The organism is Klebsiella sp. GB_Kp047, assembly GCF_040065235.1.
Taxonomy (GTDB): Bacteria; Pseudomonadota; Gammaproteobacteria; order Enterobacterales; family Enterobacteriaceae; genus Klebsiella; species Klebsiella quasipneumoniae.
Genome location: NZ_JBEAJG010000005.1, coordinates 45,924 through 65,854 on the forward strand (window position 1 = coordinate 45,924; position 19,931 = coordinate 65,854).

The window sequence follows — 19,931 nt, forward strand, 5'->3', positions numbered from 1 at the left end:
ACCCCGCCGCGCGCTCCTCTGCGCGGCGAAGAGGATGTCCGATAAAAAAGGCCGGTCCGCATCATGCGGACCGGCCTTTTTCTGTGGCGGGAGTCTCCTTACACCACCATCCCCAGCAGCAGACAGCCTACCAGGCCGCAGACAGAGATAATGGTTTCCAGTACCGACCAGGACCTGATGGTCTCGCCGATGGTCAGGTTAAAGTACTCTTTGAACAGCCAGAAGCCCGGATCGTTCACGTGGGAGAAGATAACGCTGCCGGAGCCGACCGCGATAACCATCAGCTCCGGGCTGACGCCGGTGGTGGCGATCAGCGGCGCGGCGATCCCGCCCGCGGTGATGGCGGCAACGGTCGCCGAACCCAGCGCGATACGCAGCACCGCGGCGATGGACCACGCCATAAACAGCGGAGACATATTCGATTCGTGCATGATAGAAGCGATGTATTTATCCATGCCGCTATCCACCAGCACCTGTTTGAAGGCGCCGCCGCCGCCGATGATCAACAGCATCATGGCGATGATTTTAATAGAAGAGGTCAGGGTATCGTTGATCTGCTCCATGGAGCGGCCGCGGTTCAAACCGAAGGTGAACAGGGCGATCAGTACCGCAATCAGGGTGGCCATCACCGGGTCGCCGAAGAACTCGGCAATCGGCAGGAAGGCGTGGCCTTTCGGCAGGATCATCTCGGCCACGGCGCGCATCGCCATCAGGATCACCGGAACCAGCGAGGTCCAGACGCTGACGCCAAAGCCAGGCATCTCTTCTTCAGTGAACACTTTCGGGTTATGCAGGCCTTCCGGGATCGGCTTATCAATGCCTTTCAGGAAACGGGCGAAAACCGGGCCGGCGAGAATAACCGTCGGGATAGCCAGAATGGTGCCGTAGAGCAGCGTTTTACCCATATCGGCGTGGAAGATGGTGGCGATCGCGGTCGGACCCGGGTGCGGCGGCAGGAAGCCATGGGTGACGGAGAGCGCGGCGGCCATCGGTACGCCGACGTACAGCAGCGGAATACGGGCCGAGGCGGCGATGGTAAACACCAGCGGCAGCATCAGCACGAAGCCCACTTCATAGAACAGGGCGAAACCGACGGTGAAGCCCGTCAGGACCACCGCCCATTGAATATGCTTCTTACCGAACTTATTGATAAGCGTGGTGGCGATACGCTGAGCGCCGCCGCAGTCTGCCAGCAGCTTACCGAGCATAGCGCCGAAGCCCATGATCAGCGCGAGGCTGCCAAGGGTGCCGCCAACGCCATTTTTGATGGAAACGATCACTTTATCCAGTGGCATACCCTGCATTAATCCGACGGCGAGCGCCACCAGAACCAGCGCAATGAAGCCGTTCATTTTGAAACGGATCATTAACAGCAATAACAGGGCAACCCCGAAAGCAACGATGACTAATGGCATGATTTACCTGGCCTTAATTTGTTATGGGTAACGTCAAAGTTTGAACCTGTAGAGCATCCGCTCCGTCAGGGAGCAAAATAGTCTGGCACCGTAAACGCTTGCATTATCCTTACCCAGAGAAAGGATAGCTGGCTATTTTTTGCCGGTGGTGCCTGAAGTGGATGATACGGGTAACATGTGAGGGTTGAGAATCACCTGACCGGGGAAAATGTTAAATATGAGACTTAAGTCATACTCTTTCCCCGGTTTTTGCCGGTCGTTTAGTGGGAGATGTTGCGCGGTAACACAGAAAGGAGCAAGGAGAGCCGGCGACAGGGTGCCGCCGGAGGAAAGGCTTAGTAGTAGGAGTGCTCGCCGCGCTGGTGCTCGGTCAGATCGCGAACCCCTTTCAGCTCTGGAAACTCGTTCAGCAGCTGTTTTTCAATACCTTCTTTCAGGGTTACGTCGACCATCGAGCAGCCATTGCATCCGCCGCCGAACTGCAGGATAGCCAGACCGTCGTCGGTGATCTCCATCAGCGACACGCGACCGCCGTGGCCGGCCAGCTGCGGGTTAATCTGCGACTGCAGCAGGTACTCGACGCGCTCCATCAGCGGGGCATCGTCAGCGACTTTGCGCATTTTGGCGTTCGGCGCTTTCAGGGTCAGCTGCGAGCCAAGCTGGTCGGTGACGAAATCAATTTCAGCGTCTTCCAGATAGGGCGCGCTGAGCTCATCGACATAGGCGGTCAGCTGTTCAAATTTCAGCGCCGTGTCGGTGTCTTCCACCGCATCCGGTGGGCAGTAGGATACGCCGCACTCAGCGTTTGGGGTGCCGGGATTAATCACAAATACGCGAATTTGCGTCCCTTCTTCCTGATTTGCCAGCAGTTTGGCAAAGTGCGCTTGTGCAGCATCGGAAATACGGATCATAGCGTTGGCCTAATAGTTGACTATTTTACTGGGTTATAATACGCCCATCAGCGGGGGTCTACAAGGTACGGCATATACACCATACCTGAACCGTCGCGGCGCCGTTTCGCAAAAGCAGGCGGGATATCTCGGCGACGGTGCTGCCGGTCGTGACGACATCATCCACCAGAGCGATATGGAGTCCCTGGACGGCAAATTCAAGCTGAAAGGCATTTTTCAGGTTCTGCCTGCGCAGGCGGGCATTGAGCGAATGCTGCACGGCGCCCGCTCGCTGGCGCGTCAGGCCGTCGCGACGCCAGACGCACCCACGCCAGCGGGCCAACGGTCGGCACAGCTCATCGCACTGATTATAACCCCGGCGCCAGCGGCGGCGATGCCACAGCGGCACGCCGACCAGCGCGTCTACCGGCGGCAAATCGTCGCGCTGTTTAAGGCGCAGCAGCAGCAGGCGCGCCAGGGTGGGGCCCAGTTCCGGACGATGGTGAAACTTCAGCTGCCGCACCAGGTCGCTCAACGGCGAACGATAGTCATTGACCGCCACCATTCGATGCCAGGGCGGCGGCTTTTGCAGGCAGCGGCCGCAGGGATGCCGGGACATTGCCGCCGGCAGGCCGCACTGCGGGCAGAGCGGGGGGCAGGCGAGCAGGGCGCGGCTGCAGCGAGAGCAGATCCCCCAGCGGGCGACCGCCAGCGGCATTTGGCATAGCCAGCATAAGCTGTGTGCTGTTAGCATATTTGGCCTTCTGTCCAGTAAAAAAGAGAACGGTAACGGATGAACGACATCTGGTGGCAAACAATCGGCGAAGGTGATTGTCATCTTGTGCTGCTGCACGGTTGGGGACTGAACGCTCAGGTCTGGGATTGCATCACGCCGCAGCTGGCTTCGCATTTTACCCTTCACCTGGTGGACCTGCCTGGCTATGGCCGTAGCGGCGGGTTTGGGGCGATGTCGCTGGAGGCGATGGCGCAGCGGGTGCTGGAGCAGGCTCCGCCTCAGGCGGTGTGGCTGGGCTGGAGCCTGGGCGGGCTGGTGGCCAGCCAGGTCGCGATTATGCGTCCGCAACGGGTGCAGGCGCTGGTAACGGTTGCCTCTTCCCCCTGTTTCGCGGCTCATGAGGACTGGCCCGGCATCAAGCCGGAGGTGCTGGCCGGATTTCAGCAGCAGCTGAGCGAGGATTTCCAGCGCACCGTCGAGCGGTTCCTCGCACTGCAAACCATGGGCACGGAGAGCGCCCGTCAGGATGCGCGGGCGTTAAAGCAGGCGGTGCTCTCGCTGCCGATGCCTTCCGCTGAGGCGCTGAACGGCGGTCTGGAGATCCTCAGAACCGTCGATCTGCGCCAGGCGCTGGTCGGGCTGCCGATGCCGTTTCTGCGGCTGTACGGTCGACTGGACGGGTTGGTGCCGCGCAAGATTGTCCCGCTGCTGGATAAGCTATGGCCGGAAAGCGAGTCAATTCTCTTTGACAAGGCAGCGCATGCGCCGTTTGTTTCCCATCCCGCGGCCTTTTGCGAGCCGCTGATGGCGCTCAAAAAACGGCTGGAGTAATTTTTTTTGCCGCGCCATGGTAAAAGGGCCATTCACAGCAATACTTAGGTTGTTACGGTGGTTGATTATTTCATTCCGCCACCGTGACCTACAATAACAACCTAATGGAGAGTAGAGGCTATGAAACTTGTTACAGGAATGGTTGCATCTCTGGTGATTGGCTGTCTGTCTTTTGGCGCATTCGCAGCGAAAGAGATCCAAAAAGAGGACGTGGCGAAGATGAATCTGACCAAGGTCGGCAGCATCACGACCTCAAGGACGACCTCGCCGATGGACGCCCGACGCGATCTGTCGAAAAAAGCTGATGAGCTGGGTGGAAAATACTTTGTGGTGATTGCCGGGCAGAAAAACGAAAAAACCGTTCACGCTAACGCTGACGTGTATAAATAATCCAGTCATAAAAAACGGGCCTGTTGGCCCGTTTTTCTCTGCTGTCACACTCGTTTTACCTCATGGCGCTGGCTGGCCTTACTCCCTTCATCGCAGCGCCCACCACTCCTGCTGGCACGCCGCTTTCCCTTCAGGACAGCTTTTACAGCTGCCGGAGAGGCAGCCCTCGCTCGTTTCGCTGATCCGTACCACCTTGCCCATGGCTTCCATGCGTTCGAGCATGGCGTCAATCAGCGGCTGAGGCGTCCGCAGGCGGGCGCTGAGCTGTTTCGCCTCCATGCGGCCCTGCAGGGCCAGCATATCGCGGACTTCCATTAACGACGCCACCGCTCCTCCTTAGTGGCAATCGCCAGCCGGGCTGGAACAGCAGGAGGTCGGCGTTTTCCGGGTGGCCAGCAGCGAGACGTCAACCCGGCTGCGCGCCCGACGCAGCAGACCGAAGAGCACTACGTTGAACAATACCACCGCCAGGATACACGCCAGGCTGTAGCGCGGATGGTCGCTAAAGCTGACGGTCTGGTAGTAGAGCGTCGAGAGCGAATAGGCGATATTCAGCCCCCACAGAATGGAGAAGGTCATCCAGCCGCGGCTCGATTCGCGGGCGATGGCGCCCATCACCGAGATGCAGGGGATGTAGAGCAGAACGAAGATCAGATAGCTGTAAGCCGCCGCGGCGCTGCCAAATTTACTGCCCATCACGCCCATCGCGCCGGTGGCCATTTCGCCATCGCCTTTGCTGGCTTCGATGGGGTTGGCCAGGACGCTGAGGCTGAAGGTGTCTTTCAGTCCCTGCCATGTCTCGTCGACGGCCGCCAGCAGTTCTTCGCCGAGGCTGAAGGTCCGCGGATTGAACTCCTCGTTCTGGATATCTTCGGCGGTATAGAGGGTGTTCAGCGTACCGACCACCACCTCCTTCGCCATCGCGCCGGTAAACAGGCCCACGGTGGCCTGCCAGTTATCTTCATGTACGCCGATCGGTTTAAACACCGGAGTAATGACCCGGCTCACCGAGGCCAGCGCGGAGTCGTTGATGTTGTCGACGACCTTACCGCTCAGCGAGAAGCTGTTCAGCGCGCTGAGGAAGATGCTGACAATGACGATCACCTTCCCGGCGCGCAGCACAAAGCCTTTCAGGCGCTGCCAGGTCTGGATAATCAGGCTCTTGATATGCGGGACGTGGTACACCGGCAGCTCCATCACGAACGGCGAGGCTTCGCCGCGCATAATGGTGTGCTTCAGCATCAGGCCGGTGAGAATGGCCATCACAATGCCCAGCACGTAGAGCGAGAAGACCGCCAGCGCGCCGTTCTGACCAAAGAACGCGGCCGCGAAAACGGCGAAGATCGCCAGCCGCGCGCCGCAGGACATAAACGGCGCCATCATAATGGTCATCAGACGTTCGCGCGGGGCGTCGAGGGTGCGGGCGCCCATCACCGACGGCACGTTACAGCCGAAACCGACAATCAACGGGACAAAGGATTTTCCCGGCAGGCCGAGGGCTTGCATCAGGCGGTCCATGACAAAGGCGGCGCGCGCCATGTAGCCGGAGTCCTCAAGGAAAGAGAGGAACAGATACATCATGCCGATCTGCGGCACCAGCGGCAGCACGGTGTTGATACCGCCGCCGATCCCCTGGGCGAGGAACACGGTCAGCCAGTCCGGGAAGTGCAGGGTGTAGCCCAGCCATTGAATACCGTGAATAAAGACCGCGACCGAGCCGGCGTCAAAAATCGGCTGCAGCGCGCCGCCGATGTTGATCGCCAGCAGGAACATCAGATACATGACAAAGAGAAAAATCGGCAACCCGAGGAAGCGGTTGAGGATCACCTTGTCCATCGCCGCGGTAAAGCGGCTTGGCTCGGCGGTCAGGGTGTTACTGACGGCGTCGCAAATGGCGGCGATGGTCTGATAGCGCGCGTCAGCGATATGCAGCGCCGGGTCGTCGATCTCGTCGCTAAGATTCGCCAGGGCGATATCCAGTTTATCGGCGGCGTCGCCGGCATAGGCCCGGCTGTAGATGTCGCCCTCCAGCATCTGCAGACCGAGCCAGCGCCGTTGCTTGACCGGGATCTGCGCTGACATCTGCTGCGCCAGCAGGTCAGCTTCGCGCAGCAGCGGCTGCGGATAATGGACCAGCTCAATATCGCTGTTCGCCTGATGACGGTCGAGGGCAATCTTCAGCGCTTCGATCCCGCGTCCGCGGGTCGAAACCAGCGGAATGACCGGGCAGCCGAGGCGCGCGGCGAGGGCATCGATATCGATACGCACCTGCTGCTTTTCGGCAATATCCAGCATGTTCAGCGCCACGACGCAGGGGATCCCAAGCTCAAGCAGCTGCAGCGTCAAATAGAGGTTTCGCTCGAGGTTGGAGGCGTCGACCACGTTAATCAGCATGTCGGCCTCGCCGCTGAGGATGTAGTGGCAGGCGATCTGCTCGTCCAGCGAGGTCTGCGAAGAGATGGTGGTCAGAGAGTAGGTCCCGGGGAGGTCAACCAGCGTGACCTGGTGGTCAGTGGTGGCGAATACGCCCTCTTTACGCTCAACGGTGACCCCGGCCCAGTTGCCCACGCGCTGGCGGGCGCCGGTCAGTTGATTAAATAAAGTGGTCTTGCCGGAATTAGGATTACCAATTAAACCAACGGTTAATTTTTTCATATTTCAGACTCTTGTGCCGGGCCAGCCGTTATTGTGCAACCGCTTCCAGTTCGATTAAGGCGAGATCTTTTTTGCGTAATACCAAACTGACGCGTCGGGTTTCAATATGAACAGGATCGCCGAGCGGCGCCACGCGCACCACATGAAAAGAGGATCCGGGCAGCATGCCGAGGGAGAGCAATTTCTGACGGTATGCTGGGCTAATATCGCGGGAGAATCCAATGATTTTCCACGCACTATCAGGTGTGAATTGCATAGGGCCTACTTGTCTATCGCTAACCGAAGATGAATTGACCGGGCGTCGGGATGTCACCGCGCCGGATACCATAGCCAACGAAAAAAGAAAAAATCATTCTGAAAGTGATGATAATGAGAATGGTTTTTATCATCAATACATATGATGCGATCAACGCTATTTTTAAAGCGGAAATCACTTTTTTATTGATGTGCCGCAAAATCTGTCTGTGATCGAAAATGCACGAAATATTATTTCGGCGATCTAATGTTTAATTAAGGTTTCTTAAGTTAACGAAATGAAAATATTAATTTCGCTGTCTTCAGGCGTGGAATAAAAACAGGTTATCAGAAACAACTGAACCTGTTTTGCGCGTGATGGCGATGGCCTGGTCATGAAAAGAAAACTGCCCCTGAAAAGGGGCAGGGTGGGATTAGCGTTTTTTACCCATCGCCGCCGCGAGGGCATCCATCATCGCGCTGTTGCCGGCAGGCTGCGCTTCGCGACCGCGAGGTTTGGCGGCTTTCGCGGCCGGGCGGTTGCCCTGCGGGCGATCCTGACCGCCGCCGCGGCGGGCGTTGCTGTCGCCCGGCTGCTCGTCGAGACGCATGGTCAGGGCGATACGCTTACGCGGCAGATCGACTTCCATGACCTTGACCTTCACGATGTCGCCCGCTTTCACCACGGTGTGCGGATCTTCAACAAACTTGTCAGAAAGCGACGAAATGTGGACCAGTCCGTCCTGATGGACGCCGATATCGACAAATGCGCCGAAGTTGGTGACGTTGGTGACGGCCCCTTCCAGAATCATCCCCGGCAGCAGATCGTTCATGGTCTCTACGCCGTCTGCGAACTTCGCTGTCTTAAACTCCGGACGCGGGTCGCGGCCCGGTTTTTCCAGCTCTTTGATGATGTCGGTCACGGTCGGTACGCCGAACTTCTCATCGGTGAAATCCACGGCCTTCAGGTGGCGCAGCGCACTGCTATTGCCCATCAGATCTTTCAGCGCCTGCTGGGTAGCGGCCAGAATGCGTTCGACCACCGGGTAGGCTTCCGGGTGAACGGTGGAGGCATCCAGCGGGTTGTCGCCGTGGTTGATACGCAGGAAGCCGGCGCACTGTTCAAAGGCTTTCGGCCCCAGGCGGCTGACCTTCAGCAGCTGCTGGCGGTTCTGGAACTGGCCGTTCTCGTCGCGCCAGGCGACGATGTTCTGCGCCATCATGCGGGTCAGGCCGGCCACGCGGGTCAGCAGCGGCACGGAGGCGGTGTTCAGGTCAACGCCAACGGCGTTCACGCAGTCTTCCACCACCGCGTCCAGCTTACGCGCCAGCTGGGTCTGGCTGACATCGTGCTGATACTGGCCGACGCCAATGGATTTCGGGTCGATTTTCACCAGCTCGGCCAGGGGATCCTGCAGACGGCGGGCAATGGAGACCGCGCCGCGCAGCGACACGTCGAGGTCAGGGAACTCCTGCGCCGCCAGCTCGGAGGCGGAGTAAACGGAAGCCCCGGCTTCGCTGACGATCACCTTCTGGGCGGTGACCTTCGGGAACTGTTTCTGCACGTCGAGGAAGAAACGCTCGGTTTCACGCGAGGCGGTGCCGTTGCCGATCGCCACCAGCTCGACGTTGTGCTTCTCGCACAGCGCCGCCACGACAATCGCCGCTTTAGCCGCCTGGCCGGTGTGGGGGTAGATGGTATCGGTGGCCACCAGTTTGCCGGTACCGTCAACCACGGCCACTTTCACCCCGGTGCGCAGGCCCGGGTCAAGGCCCATGGTAGCGCGCAGCCCGGCGGGCGCAGCCATCAGCAGGTCGTGCAGGTTGCGGGCGAAGACGTTAATAGCTTCGTCTTCGGCGCGCTCGCGCACGGTACCCATCAGCTCGGTTTCGAGATGCATCAGGACTTTGATCCGCCAGGTCCAACTGACGACGCCTTTACGCCAGCTGTCCGCCGGGGCGTTATTCAGGCGCAGGCCCAGATGGTCGATAATAATCTGCTCGCCGTGGCTCTCTTTCGGCGGCTCGTCAAACTGCGGGTCAGCGTTTAAAGAGAGCTGCAGGACGCCTTCGTTGCGACCGCGGAACATCGCCAGCGCGCGATGCGACGGCACGGTGGCGATCGGTTCATGGTGATCGAAGTAGTCGCGGAATTTGGCGCCTTCCTCTTCTTTGCCGCTGACGACGGTGGAGACCAGGTGGGCGTTTTTCCACAGATAGTCACGGACCTTCGCCAGCAGCGCGGCGTCTTCGGCAAAACGCTCCATCAGGATATAGCGCGCGCCATCCAGCGCCGCTTTGCTGTCGGCCACGCCTTTATCGGCATCAATATATTTTGCGGCTTCCGTTTCCGGATCGTGGGACGGTTCGTTCCACAGCAGGTCAGCCAGCGGCTCCAGCCCCGCTTCGATAGCGATTTGCCCGCGGGTGCGGCGCTTCGGTTTATACGGCAGGTAGAGATCTTCCAGTTCAGTTTTGCTGAGCGTGGTGTTGATGGCTTTTTCCAGCGCGTCGGTCAGTTTGCCCTGTTCAGCGATGGATTTGAGGATCGCCTGACGACGGTCTTCCAGTTCGCGCAGATAGCCGAGGCGGGTTTCCAGATTACGCAGCTGCGTGTCATCCAGACCGCCGGTGACTTCTTTACGATAACGTGCAATAAACGGCACGGTGTTCCCTTCATCAAGCAGGCGAACGGCAGCTTCTACCTGTTCGGCTCTGGCCTGAAGTTCACCCGCAATAATGCGGCAGAGCGAATCATTCATCATGGCTTTTAATTCATCTTTAGGGTCAAAAATCAGGGACTAGTTATACGGACTGACGGCTGAAAATGCCAGTCGCGCCGGGCGTCTCTCGGAAAGTTCTTGTCTATTTAACGTATTCGATCTCGTTGACATACCAGCTGGCTTCGCCCGCCGGCGTGTTGACGATGGCCAGATCGCCAACCTCTTTTTTTAACAGTGCGCGCGCCATCGGCGAGTCGATGGAGATATAGTCTTTGCGGCCAAAAATTTCATCGTAACCGACGATGCGAAAGCGCTTGATATCGCCTTCATCGTTTTCAATCTCTACCCAGGCGCCGAAGAAGACTTTGCCCTCCTGCTGTGGGGAGTAATCGACGATCTTTAACTGTTCCAGACATTTGGTCAGATAGCGGACCCGGCGATCGATCTCGCGCAGGCGCTTTTTGTTGTACTGGTAATCCGCGTTCTCGCTGCGGTCGCCAAGGCTGGCGGCCCAGGTCACCTTTTTGGTCACTTCCGGGCGCTCCTGGCGCCACAGGTAGTCCATCTCCTGCTTCAGTTTTTCATATCCCTCGCGGGTGATCAGCGGCGTTTTCATCGTGAGTTCAACCTTCTGACAGTCTGTCGTTGCGCACAATTTGTAGCGCGTAATAATACCGACAGGATAAATACTGTGTCTTATGATTAAATGTATACTTAACCTGCTGTTAAATATGCTTTGTAACAATTTAGCCTGGAATATATACCAGATTTAGCTGGTGAGCGCGCCGGGCTTTTTTGAGAATACGCACTGACTATTGCAGTGAACCTTTGGGAGTACAAACAATGCAAGAGAATTATAAGATTCTGGTTGTGGATGACGACATGCGCCTGCGTGCGCTGCTCGAACGTTATCTGACCGAGCAGGGCTTCCAGGTTCGTAGCGTGGCGAACGCCGAACAGATGGATCGTCTGTTAACCCGCGAATCCTTCCACCTGATGGTGCTGGATCTGATGCTGCCTGGGGAAGATGGTCTCTCGATTTGCCGCCGTCTGCGCAGCCAGAGCAACCCGATGCCGATCATTATGGTGACGGCGAAAGGCGAAGAGGTTGATCGTATTGTGGGCCTGGAGATCGGGGCCGACGACTACATTCCGAAGCCGTTCAACCCGCGTGAACTGCTGGCCCGCATCCGGGCGGTGCTGCGCCGTCAGGCGAACGAGCTGCCGGGCGCGCCGTCGCAGGAAGAGGCGGTTATCGCCTTTGGTAAATTCAAACTGAACCTGGGCACCCGCGAGATGTTCCGTGAAGACGAGCCGATGCCGTTGACCAGCGGCGAGTTTGCGGTCCTGAAGGCGCTGGTAAGCCATCCTCGTGAGCCGCTGTCGCGCGATAAGTTAATGAACCTCGCTCGCGGCCGCGAATACTCTGCGATGGAGCGTTCCATCGACGTACAGATCTCCCGCCTGCGCCGCATGGTGGAAGAGGACCCGGCGCATCCGCGCTATATCCAGACCGTCTGGGGTCTGGGCTACGTCTTCGTCCCGGACGGTTCTAAGGCATGAAACGCGTGCGCTTTTCGCCGCGCAGCTCCTTTGCTCGCACGCTGCTCCTGATCGTCACCTTGCTGTTCGTCAGCCTGGTGACGACCTATCTGGTAGTACTGAATTTCGCGATCCTGCCAAGTCTCCAGCAGTTTAATAAAGTATTGGCCTACGAAGTGCGTATGCTGATGACTGATAAGCTGCAGCTGGAGGATGGCACCCAGCTGGTGGTGCCCCCGGCGTTTCGCCGTGAAATTTATCGCGAGCTGGGGATTTCGCTCTATTCCAATGAAGCGGCGGAAGACGCAGGCCTGCGCTGGGCGCAGCATTATGAATTCTTGAGCCAGCAGATGGCTCATCAGCTTGGCGGCCCCACTGAGGTGCGGGTGGAGGTCAATAAAAGCTCCCCCGTGGTGTGGCTGAAGACCTGGCTCTCGCCCAATATTTGGGTGCGGGTGCCGCTGACCGAGATCCATCAGGGCGACTTCTCGCCGCTGTTCCGCTATACCCTGGCGATCATGCTGCTGGCGATAGGCGGCGCCTGGCTGTTTATCCGTATTCAGAACCGCCCGCTGGTGGATCTGGAGCATGCGGCGCTGCAGGTCGGGCGCGGCATTATTCCGCCGCCGCTGCGTGAGTATGGCGCCTCCGAAGTGCGTTCGGTGACGCGCGCCTTCAACCACATGGCCGCGGGCGTGAAGCAGCTGGCCGACGACCGTACGCTGCTGATGGCTGGGGTCAGCCATGATTTACGGACTCCGCTGACCCGCATTCGTCTGGCCACCGAGATGATGGGCGAGCAGGACGGCTATCTCGCGGAGTCGATCAACAAAGATATCGAAGAGTGCAACGCCATCATCGAGCAGTTTATCGACTATCTGCGCACCGGGCAGGAGATGCCGATGGAGCTGGCGGATCTGAATGCGGTGCTGGGGGAAGTGATCGCAGCGGAGAGCGGCTATGAGCGGGAGATCGCTACCGCCCTGCAGGCCGGCGAAATTCCGGTACGCATGCATCCTCTGTCTATCAAGCGCGCGCTGGCGAATATGGTGGTCAACGCGGCCCGCTATGGCAATGGCTGGATCAAGGTCAGCAGCGGCAGCGAAGCGAGCCGGGCCTGGTTCCAGGTAGAAGATGACGGACCGGGGATTAAACCTGAGCAGCGAGAGCACCTGTTTCAGCCGTTTGTACGCGGCGACAGCGCCCGCAGCACCAGCGGCACCGGGCTGGGGTTGGCGATTGTTCAGCGTATTATCGATAATCACAACGGGCGGCTGGAGATTGGCTCCAGCGAACGCGGCGGGTTACTGATCCGCGCCTGGCTGCCGGTGCACCGGGTACTGGCGCCGATGAAACCGGCCAAAGAGAGCTGATCGCGCCCGCGGTTGGTTGGTCAGAACGTTGCACAATAAAAAGCCGGGCAAGCCCGGCTTTTTCATCTTTGTGCCCGTTAGCGCTGCGGCCCTGCCGCCACCAGCGCGGCGCCCGCTGGCGTATCGGTATACTTCTCAAAGTTCTCAATAAACAGCTTCGCCAGCTGATCGGCTTTTTCCTGCCACTGCTCCGGGGAACCATAGGTGCTGCGCGGATCGAGGATCTGGGGATCCACGCCCGGGAGGGCCGTCGGGATCTGCAGGTTAAACATCGGCAGGGTAAAGGTCTCCGCGTTGTCCAGCGAGCCATTGAGGATGGCGTCGATGATGGCGCGGGTATCTTTAATCGAGATGCGCTTGCCGGTGCCGTTCCAGCCGGTATTGACCAGATAAGCCTGCGCGCCGGCCGCCTGCATGCGTTTGACCAGCACTTCGGCGTACTGCGTCGGGTGCAGCGACAGGAAGGCGGCGCCGAAGCAGGCGGAGAAAGTTGGCGTGGGTTCGGTCACGCCGCGCTCGGTGCCGGCCAGTTTGGCGGTAAACCCGGACAGGAAATGGTACTGCGTCTGATCGGCGGTCAGGCGGGAGACCGGTGGCAGTACGCCGAACGCATCGGCCGTCAGGAAGATCACTTTGGTGGCGTGACCCGCTTTGGAGACCGGTTTGACGATATTATCGATATGGTCGATGGGGTAGGAGACGCGGGTGTTTTCGGTCTTTGAGCCGTCATCGAAATCGATTGTCCCGTCGGCGCGCACTACTACGTTTTCCAGCAGGGCGTTGCGGCGAATGGCGTGATAGATATCCGGCTCGGCCGCTTCAGAGAGCTTGATGGTCTTGGCGTAGCAGCCCCCTTCGAAGTTAAACACCCCGTCGTCATCCCAGCCATGTTCGTCATCGCCAATCAGGCGGCGTTTCGGGTCGGTGGAGAGGGTGGTTTTGCCGGTGCCTGAGAGGCCGAAGAAAATGGCGACATCGCCTTTCTCGCCCACGTTGGCAGAACAGTGCATGGAGGCGATGCCCTTCAGCGGCAGCAGGTAGTTCATGATCGAGAACATCCCTTTCTTCATCTCGCCGCCGTACCAGGTGCCGCCGATCAGCTGAATGCGCTCGGTGAGGTTGAAAGCGATGAAGTTTTCCGAGTTCAGGCCCTGCTCTTTCCACTGCGGGTTGGTGCACTTCGCGCCGTTCATCACGATGAAGTCGGGCGTGAATTCCGCCAGCTCTTCGTCGCTCGGGCGGATGAACATGTTTTTAACGAAGTGCGCCTGCCAGGCCACTTCGGTAATGAAACGTACGCTGAGACGGGTATCGGCGTTAGCGCCGCAGAAGGCGTCGACGATAAACAGGCGTTTACCGGACAGCTGCTGTGTTACCAGCCCTTTCAGATGCTGCCAGGTTTCCTGCGAAAGCGGCTTGTTGTCGTTTTTACCCTTGCCTTTATCGGACCACCAGACGGTATCGCGGGTGGTGTCGTCGCGCACGAGGTACTTATCTTTCGGAGAACGACCGGTAAAAATGCCCGTGTCGACGGCGATAGCACCGAGACTGGTTAATACGCCACGTTCGTAGCCTTCCAGGTTGGGGTCGAGCTCTTCCTGAAACAACATGTCGTAGCTGGGATTGTGGACGATATCCTGAACGTCATTGATACCATAAGCCTTGAGATCCTGCGGGGTTAAACCATGATTAACGCGCATGTCACTGCTCCTTAGCCAAGATGTACTGCTGTAAATTGTAGGGTTTATTACCGGGTATTGACCGCGACCAGGCTCATAGATTTACGTATCTCGACATTCTTCAGAATGACGAAAAAAACGGTGACTCCTGTCACGAAGTGAAGTGGATTATCTCAGGAAATGGCTGGATGGTGGGGTTAGATGTTTCTCAATGGTTAAAAAGTAATTAAAAAAACTACTGAAATGTGAATGTAATCGCTTTCCTGGAATAAAATTACGTAACTCTTTCAGCGAAAATCGATTCAACTCGTGAATAAATAAAAGTCAGACACCGGGCGACAAACCACATCGCCGCCCGGTGCCTGAAGAAGAAGTGAGGATTAATGGACCTGCGGATCGGCCGGAGAGGCGTTATTACGGATCTCGGCGATGTCCATGGCGTTGAAGATATAGTGGTTACCGCAGTAGTCGCAGTGCATATCAATCTCGCCTTCGTCGGCAAGGATGCTATCTATCTCTTCGTCCGGCAGGGTTTTCAGCGCGCCGGCGCAGCGTTCGCGGGAGCAGGTGCACTTGAACTCCACGCTCTGCGGATCGTAGACCGTGACTTCTTCTTCATGGTACAGACGCCACAGCACATCGTTCGCCGGCAGGGTGAACAGCTCTTCAGCCTTGATGGTCTCGGTGAGCGTCGCCAGGTGCTCAAAGTCGGCAGTCTGGGCATCCTGCGCCGGCATCACCTGCAGCAGCATCCCGCCCGCCATCGGCTGACCTTCATGTTCGCCGGTGCGGATAATAAGGCGCGTCGGCAGCTGCTCTGAACGCTGGAAGTAATCTTCCAGGCAGGCGGCCAGCGTATCGCCTTCCAGACCGACCACGCCCTGATAACGCTCACCCTCTTCCGGGGAGATGGTGATGACCAGATAGCCGTTGCCGACCATCGCTTTCAGATCCGCATCGTCCGCAATCTCGCCCTGCACGCGCGCGACGCCGCGCAGCTGCTGCTGGTTATTGCCATTGATGACCGCCAGCTGTAAAGGCCCATCGCCCTGCAGCTGCACGGTGATGTCGCCGGCAAATTTCAGCGTCGCAGTCAGCAGACTGGTGGCGACCAGCAGCTCCGCCAGCACCGTTTTCACCGGCTGGGGATAAGTGTGATTCGCCAGAATCTGTTCCAGGGTTTCCGACACCGTCACCAGCTCGCCGCGCACGGCATAGTTTTCAAACAGATAACGATGTAATTGATCGTGTTGAGTCATAATCATCTCTCTTTCTGGCGCGAGTTACTCACTCTCGCCGTGTTTAAATCTCATCAGGTCGCGGCGCTCTTTCTTGTCCGGACGTCTGTCAGGGTGCGGCATGGTCAGGGCGTTCATTTTGCGCGCCAGGGCCATTTTTTCACGCTTCTCGATACTCTCAGCCGTCTCTTCATACAGGGTGACGGCTTCGCTTGCCGGGCGGCGCTGTTCGGTGATACCGACGATGCGCACCGTCCGCTCGTCGTTGCCCTGACGCAGCGTTAGCATGGCGTCCAGTTCGACGATTTTCCCGGGCTTGCTGCGTTGTCCGTTGTAATGCACCTTGCCGCCTTCAATCATCTCTCGCGCCAGCGCGCGGGTCTTGTAAAAGCGGGCGGCCCAAAGCCATTTGTCCAGTCTGACGGTTTCGGTAGGCTTCTCTTTCATCGCCTCTCCTTCGGGGTAAGCGAAGGGATCAGTCGTCGGTAATCATTCAGCCCCGGATGGCGCAGATACTGCTTTTCCGCCAGCCCGGAGTCGGGATTGGTAATGCCCAGGCAGTAACGAATGCCAAACTCCCTCGCGGCATCCAGAATTGCCTCGCTGTCGTCGACAAACAGCGTTTTATGCGCCTCAAGGCCGGTTTCCTCCGCCACGGCGCGCCACAGACGCTGATCCTCTTTCGGATAACCAAATGTGTGGGTGGAAAGTAATAAATCAAGGTGCGCATCCAGGCCGGTGTGTTTGAGTTTCACCGCCAGATTGTGGGGATGGGCATTGGTCAACAGAATACGTCGCTTACCGCTGGCCTTGAGCGCATCAAGGAACGGCACGGTATCCTCACGCAGCGTGGCGCGCGGACCCTGTTCGCTGGTCATCGCACAAATATCCAAACCCAGGCGCTCGCTCCAGTAATCCAGACAGTACCAGTTTAGCGTATGCTGCACGGCGTGATACTCCTGGTGCATGGCCTCTTTCGCCTGTTGCAGATTGAGGCCGCGGGCGGCCCCCCAGGTTTCCGGCACCAGCGTTTGCCAGAAATAGTTGTCGAAAGCGAGATCCAGGAGCGTGCCGTCCATATCCAGCAGAACGGTATCGACCTCCTGCCAGGCGATATCAAAATGCATGATGACTCTCCAGCGAGCGGGAAATGGGCGACAGGGTATCACACCCTGTCGCCGGGAAAATTAATCTTGCGGGTCAGACGAGGGGAGCAGCACCGGGTTCAGGCAGCTTTCGTAATATTTCTGAATCTCTTCCATACGCTGGCGATGGCGTTGATAACGACGCAGCGTCTGCACCCCGTGGTAAGCCATGCATCCCACCATCGACAGCAGCAGCAGGGTGATTCCCAGATAGCGCCACAGGCCGCTGCGGTCAGGAATGCGGTGCAGGTTGATATGCTGAGTGCCGTTGGCGTCAGTAAACAGATTGGTGACTATCCCTTCGGCATGGAAGGGGGTATGCATCAGCATACCGGCCAGCCGCCGCAGTTCCCCCCACTGCTCATGCGCCGGGTAATCATACAGGCTCACCGCCGGCCACGGCTGATTGACCAGCACGCTACCTTCGTCGCTGGCGATGACGAAGCCGCCCGGGGCCGGGCTGTTGAGCGCCTGCGCCGCCCGCGAGGTTTCACGCATGACAAAGGGGGCGGTTGAGGTGGTCACCAGATTCTCCAGCGACTCGGCGCTGACTGGCCGCAGCAGCACGTTCACGCCATCCAGTTTCCCGGCGGACGCACGCTTAGTTAACGTCTCCCAGTTACGGGTATTGCCGAGATTAACCAGCGCATTCTTCAGCCGCAGGCAATCATCGGCAGCGGAACAGAGATCGTTGGTTTTCTGAACGATATCGCCGAAATCATCCAGTAGCACCATGCCAGATTTCTGAATGGCGGAGCGCAGCGCCGGGCTGACGCGGGAGTCGTCGTCGGTTTCCGGGTGCAGCTGACGCTGGACGGACTGCATCAGAGCGGTCGCTTTGCTGACAATGTCAGACTCCGGCAGCGGCAGAGGAGGGGCATCGTTCCACACAATCTGCGAACAATCGAAAGGCAGGAACGGCGAATCCTCTTTGGCCGTCCAGCTGCCCGGCGTGCGGATGTTGCACATCCCGGTGCCGGTCAGGCGCAGCGTATCGCCAATGCGCACATGGGCCTTTTCCAGCTGGCTGACGGTCGTGGCTTCAATGGTCTGCGCCCCCTTCAGCCACGACAGGGTGAACTTAAACGGCATATTCAGCGGTACGCTGGCCCATAGCATGATTACCACCACCAGGGCGCCGGCGGCGATAATCGCGCTGCGCAGCCAGTACTGCAGCGGGAAGTTTTTCACTTCATCATGAAGCGACAAGTAGCGTCCCTGACGGGCTACATGGCGGTTGAGATAGATATCAATATCGGTCTGCTGTCCGAGGTCCTGGGCGATCCAGGGCTGCCAGTGGCGCGGATAGATGAGATCGATAATGCCCAGCGAGATATTATTGATATGCTCCTGATCGTTTTCGCCAAACAGCCCCCAGCGCTTAGGGACGCCGCGCAGGCAATGGATTTCGCGCAGCGAGGCGCGGCGCGGCGGGGCATAGATCCCCAATAGGCCGGCGGCGAGCAGCAGCAAACCGGCGGCCACCAGCCATGGGGTAAAGACGGCAGGCCCAATCAGACTGAAATAAAAGAACAGGAAAGAGGCGACGATCAGGATCGCTTCGCGCAGACCATCCGGGCGGTTCAGGGCGTGTTCTTCCGGGCTTTCCCGACGGATCTGCCGCAACTCTACCTGTTCGCTCTCTTCGCCGCGAATTGAGGCCTGGGTGGCCGAGGCGCGTTCCAGCGCGTAGCTTTGCGCTTCCTGACGATAGTCGCTCAGGGTATGGCCGTTAAGGGTGATAACCAGCGGCAGGCTGTCGGTGGGGATCAGCTCGACGCTGTTTTCATCGTTGATATGCTGTTCCCAGAACGGCGGCAGATGTACCTCCACCGAATCGAGAAAATAGCGCCATTTATTCGGCGCGTCGGTAGTGATCCCGTAGCGGGTGATGGCTCGCGTCACCCCATAGACGGTATCGCTCTGTTCGTTTAGCGCCAGAGCGACGGGCGCGCTGGTGGCGCCGGACGCGGGAACCTGCTGGGCGCGGCTCAGTTCGGCAAGATACTTTTCGATGGCCTGGCGCTCATCGGCCGCGATCGGCCGCGTGGTGGCATCGCTAAAGGCGTGCAGTAGAGGGAGCCGGCGGCGTCTGGCGTGCGTGCGATACCACCATCCAATGAGCAATACGCAGATTAGCAGAGCTGTAAGGAATATCAGAAAGGTGCCCATGCCCATCCCATCATAGTTATATTTTTCTTACGAAATCGTCGGTGAACGTGAAGACTAACGTCAAGCTGCAGTGTTAGCGGCGCACCTGCTTGCAGGGTAGTAAATATGTCATGCAGCAGCGTATTAGCTTACCAAAAACGTTAAAGGCCAGAAATCGGTAAATTCTCAAAGAGAATTCAAGCTATTGACTTTTTTATCTTTATTACTTTTCCCTTTGCAGGGAAAAGGTTACAACTCTGTAAATAAGTAGCGATTTGGATTGCCGAAAGCGTGTTGCGTATCGCACAATGACTGCTTAATCACAGCATAGACCGATGACAATGAGCAAATCATTACAAAAACCCACCATTCTCAATGTTGAAACTGTCGCCCGTTCGCGCCTCTTTAATGTCGAAAGCGTCGATCTGGAATTCAGCAACGGTGTGCGTCGCGTTTATGAACGTATGCGGCCTTCCACCCGCGAAGCGGTGATGATTGTGCCGATTGTTGATGATCATATTATTTTGATTCGCGAGTATGCCGTCGGGACGGAATCCTACGAACTGGGCTTCTCCAAAGGGCTGATTGATCCGGGTGAAACCGTGGATGAAGCGGCCAATCGCGAGCTGAAAGAAGAGGTTGGCTTCGGCGCCAATAAGCTGACGTTTCTGAAGAAGCTCAGTATGGCTCCCTCTTACTTCTCCAGCAAAATGAACATCCTGGTGGCGGAAGATCTCTATCCGGAGTCGCTGCCGGGCGATGAGCCCGAGCCGCTGCCGCAGGTGCGCTGGCCGCTGGCGCAGTTGATGTCGCTGCTGGATGAAGAAGATTTTAACGAGGCCCGCAACGTTAGTGCGCTGTTTTTAGTGCGGGAATGGTTGCAGGCCCAGGGCCGACTCTGAACGAGCGTTTACGCTAAGCAGCAATAA

The 19,931-nt window shown here is 58.0% G+C and carries 18 protein-coding genes; 5 read left to right on the plus strand and 13 right to left on the minus strand.

All coding sequences use genetic code 11. From position 1 onward, the window contains the following. Positions 1-98 precede the first annotated feature (98 nt). From gntT to gntX, 3 genes are all read right to left on the minus strand, one after another. Complete coding sequence (gene gntT / locus ABLV76_RS04070) at positions 99-1,415, minus strand: gluconate transporter (RefSeq protein ID WP_348878192.1); 1,317 nt, start codon at positions 1,413-1,415, stop codon at positions 99-101. Positions 1,416-1,750: 335 nt separating this feature from the next. Next, positions 1,751-2,326 carry a Fe-S biogenesis protein NfuA gene (nfuA, locus tag ABLV76_RS04075; protein WP_004202143.1) on the minus strand — a complete coding sequence of 192 codons (576 nt, stop codon included), beginning with the start codon at positions 2,324-2,326 and terminating at the stop codon, positions 1,751-1,753. A 58-nt stretch (positions 2,327-2,384) separates the two neighbouring features. Next, the gene (gene gntX, locus ABLV76_RS04080; protein WP_268199105.1) at positions 2,385-3,059 is read right to left on the minus strand and encodes a DNA utilization protein GntX; all 675 of its coding nucleotides are present in this window, start codon (positions 3,057-3,059) and stop codon (positions 2,385-2,387) included. 39 nt (positions 3,060-3,098) lie between these two features. On the opposite strand from gntX, the gene bioH reads away from it, so the two are divergent. Both bioH and ABLV76_RS04090 read left to right on the plus strand, forming a co-directional pair. Next, complete coding sequence (bioH, locus tag ABLV76_RS04085; RefSeq protein WP_017899964.1) at positions 3,099-3,872, plus strand: pimeloyl-ACP methyl ester esterase BioH; 774 nt, start codon at positions 3,099-3,101, stop codon at positions 3,870-3,872. A gap of 120 nt (positions 3,873-3,992) precedes the next feature. Beyond that, on the plus strand, positions 3,993-4,262 hold the full coding sequence (locus ABLV76_RS04090; protein ID WP_004202149.1) for a YdgH/BhsA/McbA-like domain containing protein: 270 nt from the start codon (positions 3,993-3,995) through the stop codon (positions 4,260-4,262). An 87-nt stretch (positions 4,263-4,349) separates the two neighbouring features. Here the strand turns inward: ABLV76_RS04090 and feoC are convergent, their stop codons facing one another. The 5 genes from feoC to greB all read right to left on the minus strand — a co-directional run bounded on the left by feoC (position 4,350) and on the right by greB (position 10,490). Then, positions 4,350-4,589, minus strand: coding sequence for a [Fe-S]-dependent transcriptional repressor FeoC (feoC, locus tag ABLV76_RS04095; protein WP_004202151.1), 240 nt, complete (start codon positions 4,587-4,589; stop codon positions 4,350-4,352). Between the two features lie 9 nt (positions 4,590-4,598). Further along, the gene (feoB, locus tag ABLV76_RS04100; protein WP_017899963.1) at positions 4,599-6,917 is read right to left on the minus strand and encodes a Fe(2+) transporter permease subunit FeoB; all 2,319 of its coding nucleotides are present in this window, start codon (positions 6,915-6,917) and stop codon (positions 4,599-4,601) included. Positions 6,918-6,945: 28 nt separating this feature from the next. Continuing rightward, the gene (feoA, locus tag ABLV76_RS04105) at positions 6,946-7,173 is read right to left on the minus strand and encodes a ferrous iron transporter A (protein ID WP_004202154.1); all 228 of its coding nucleotides are present in this window, start codon (positions 7,171-7,173) and stop codon (positions 6,946-6,948) included. Between the two features lie 412 nt (positions 7,174-7,585). Then, the gene (locus ABLV76_RS04110) at positions 7,586-9,916 is read right to left on the minus strand and encodes a Tex family protein (RefSeq protein WP_160125035.1); all 2,331 of its coding nucleotides are present in this window, start codon (positions 9,914-9,916) and stop codon (positions 7,586-7,588) included. A gap of 100 nt (positions 9,917-10,016) precedes the next feature. Continuing rightward, complete coding sequence (gene greB, locus ABLV76_RS04115) at positions 10,017-10,490, minus strand: transcription elongation factor GreB (protein ID WP_002920503.1); 474 nt, start codon at positions 10,488-10,490, stop codon at positions 10,017-10,019. 227 nt (positions 10,491-10,717) lie between these two features. On the opposite strand from greB, the gene ompR reads away from it, so the two are divergent. Both ompR and envZ read left to right on the plus strand, forming a co-directional pair. Next, positions 10,718-11,437, plus strand: a complete 720-nt coding sequence (gene ompR, locus ABLV76_RS04120) for a two-component system response regulator OmpR (protein ID WP_001157751.1) — start codon at positions 10,718-10,720, stop codon at positions 11,435-11,437. Continuing rightward, positions 11,434-12,789: a two-component system sensor histidine kinase EnvZ gene (gene envZ / locus ABLV76_RS04125; RefSeq protein ID WP_004202158.1), complete on the plus strand. Its 1,356-nt coding sequence runs from the start codon at positions 11,434-11,436 to the stop codon at positions 12,787-12,789. Before ompR ends, envZ begins: the two co-directional genes overlap by 4 nt. A 77-nt stretch (positions 12,790-12,866) precedes the next feature. On the opposite strand, the gene pckA is transcribed toward envZ, so the two are convergent. The 5 genes from pckA to ABLV76_RS04150 form a co-directional block, all read right to left on the minus strand. Next, positions 12,867-14,489, minus strand: a complete 1,623-nt coding sequence (pckA, locus tag ABLV76_RS04130) for a phosphoenolpyruvate carboxykinase (ATP) (protein WP_004202159.1) — start codon at positions 14,487-14,489, stop codon at positions 12,867-12,869. A 359-nt stretch (positions 14,490-14,848) separates the two neighbouring features. After that, positions 14,849-15,733 carry an Hsp33 family molecular chaperone HslO gene (gene hslO / locus ABLV76_RS04135; protein ID WP_017899960.1) on the minus strand — a complete coding sequence of 295 codons (885 nt, stop codon included), beginning with the start codon at positions 15,731-15,733 and terminating at the stop codon, positions 14,849-14,851. 18 nt (positions 15,734-15,751) lie between these two features. Beyond that, a complete protein-coding gene (hslR, locus tag ABLV76_RS04140) occupies positions 15,752-16,153 on the minus strand; it encodes a ribosome-associated heat shock protein Hsp15 (RefSeq protein ID WP_017899959.1) in 402 nt (133 codons plus the stop codon). Then, on the minus strand, positions 16,150-16,833 hold the full coding sequence (gene yrfG, locus ABLV76_RS04145) for a GMP/IMP nucleotidase (RefSeq protein ID WP_004202162.1): 684 nt from the start codon (positions 16,831-16,833) through the stop codon (positions 16,150-16,152). Before yrfG ends, hslR begins: the two co-directional genes overlap by 4 nt. Positions 16,834-16,893: 60 nt before the next feature. Further along, complete coding sequence (locus ABLV76_RS04150) at positions 16,894-19,023, minus strand: intracellular growth attenuator family protein (RefSeq protein ID WP_348878193.1); 2,130 nt, start codon at positions 19,021-19,023, stop codon at positions 16,894-16,896. Between the two features lie 320 nt (positions 19,024-19,343). Here ABLV76_RS04150 and nudE point away from each other — a divergent pair, with 320 nt between their 5' ends. Next, positions 19,344-19,904, plus strand: a complete 561-nt coding sequence (gene nudE / locus ABLV76_RS04155) for an ADP compounds hydrolase NudE (protein WP_004202164.1) — start codon at positions 19,344-19,346, stop codon at positions 19,902-19,904. Positions 19,905-19,931: the final 27 nt, after the last annotated feature.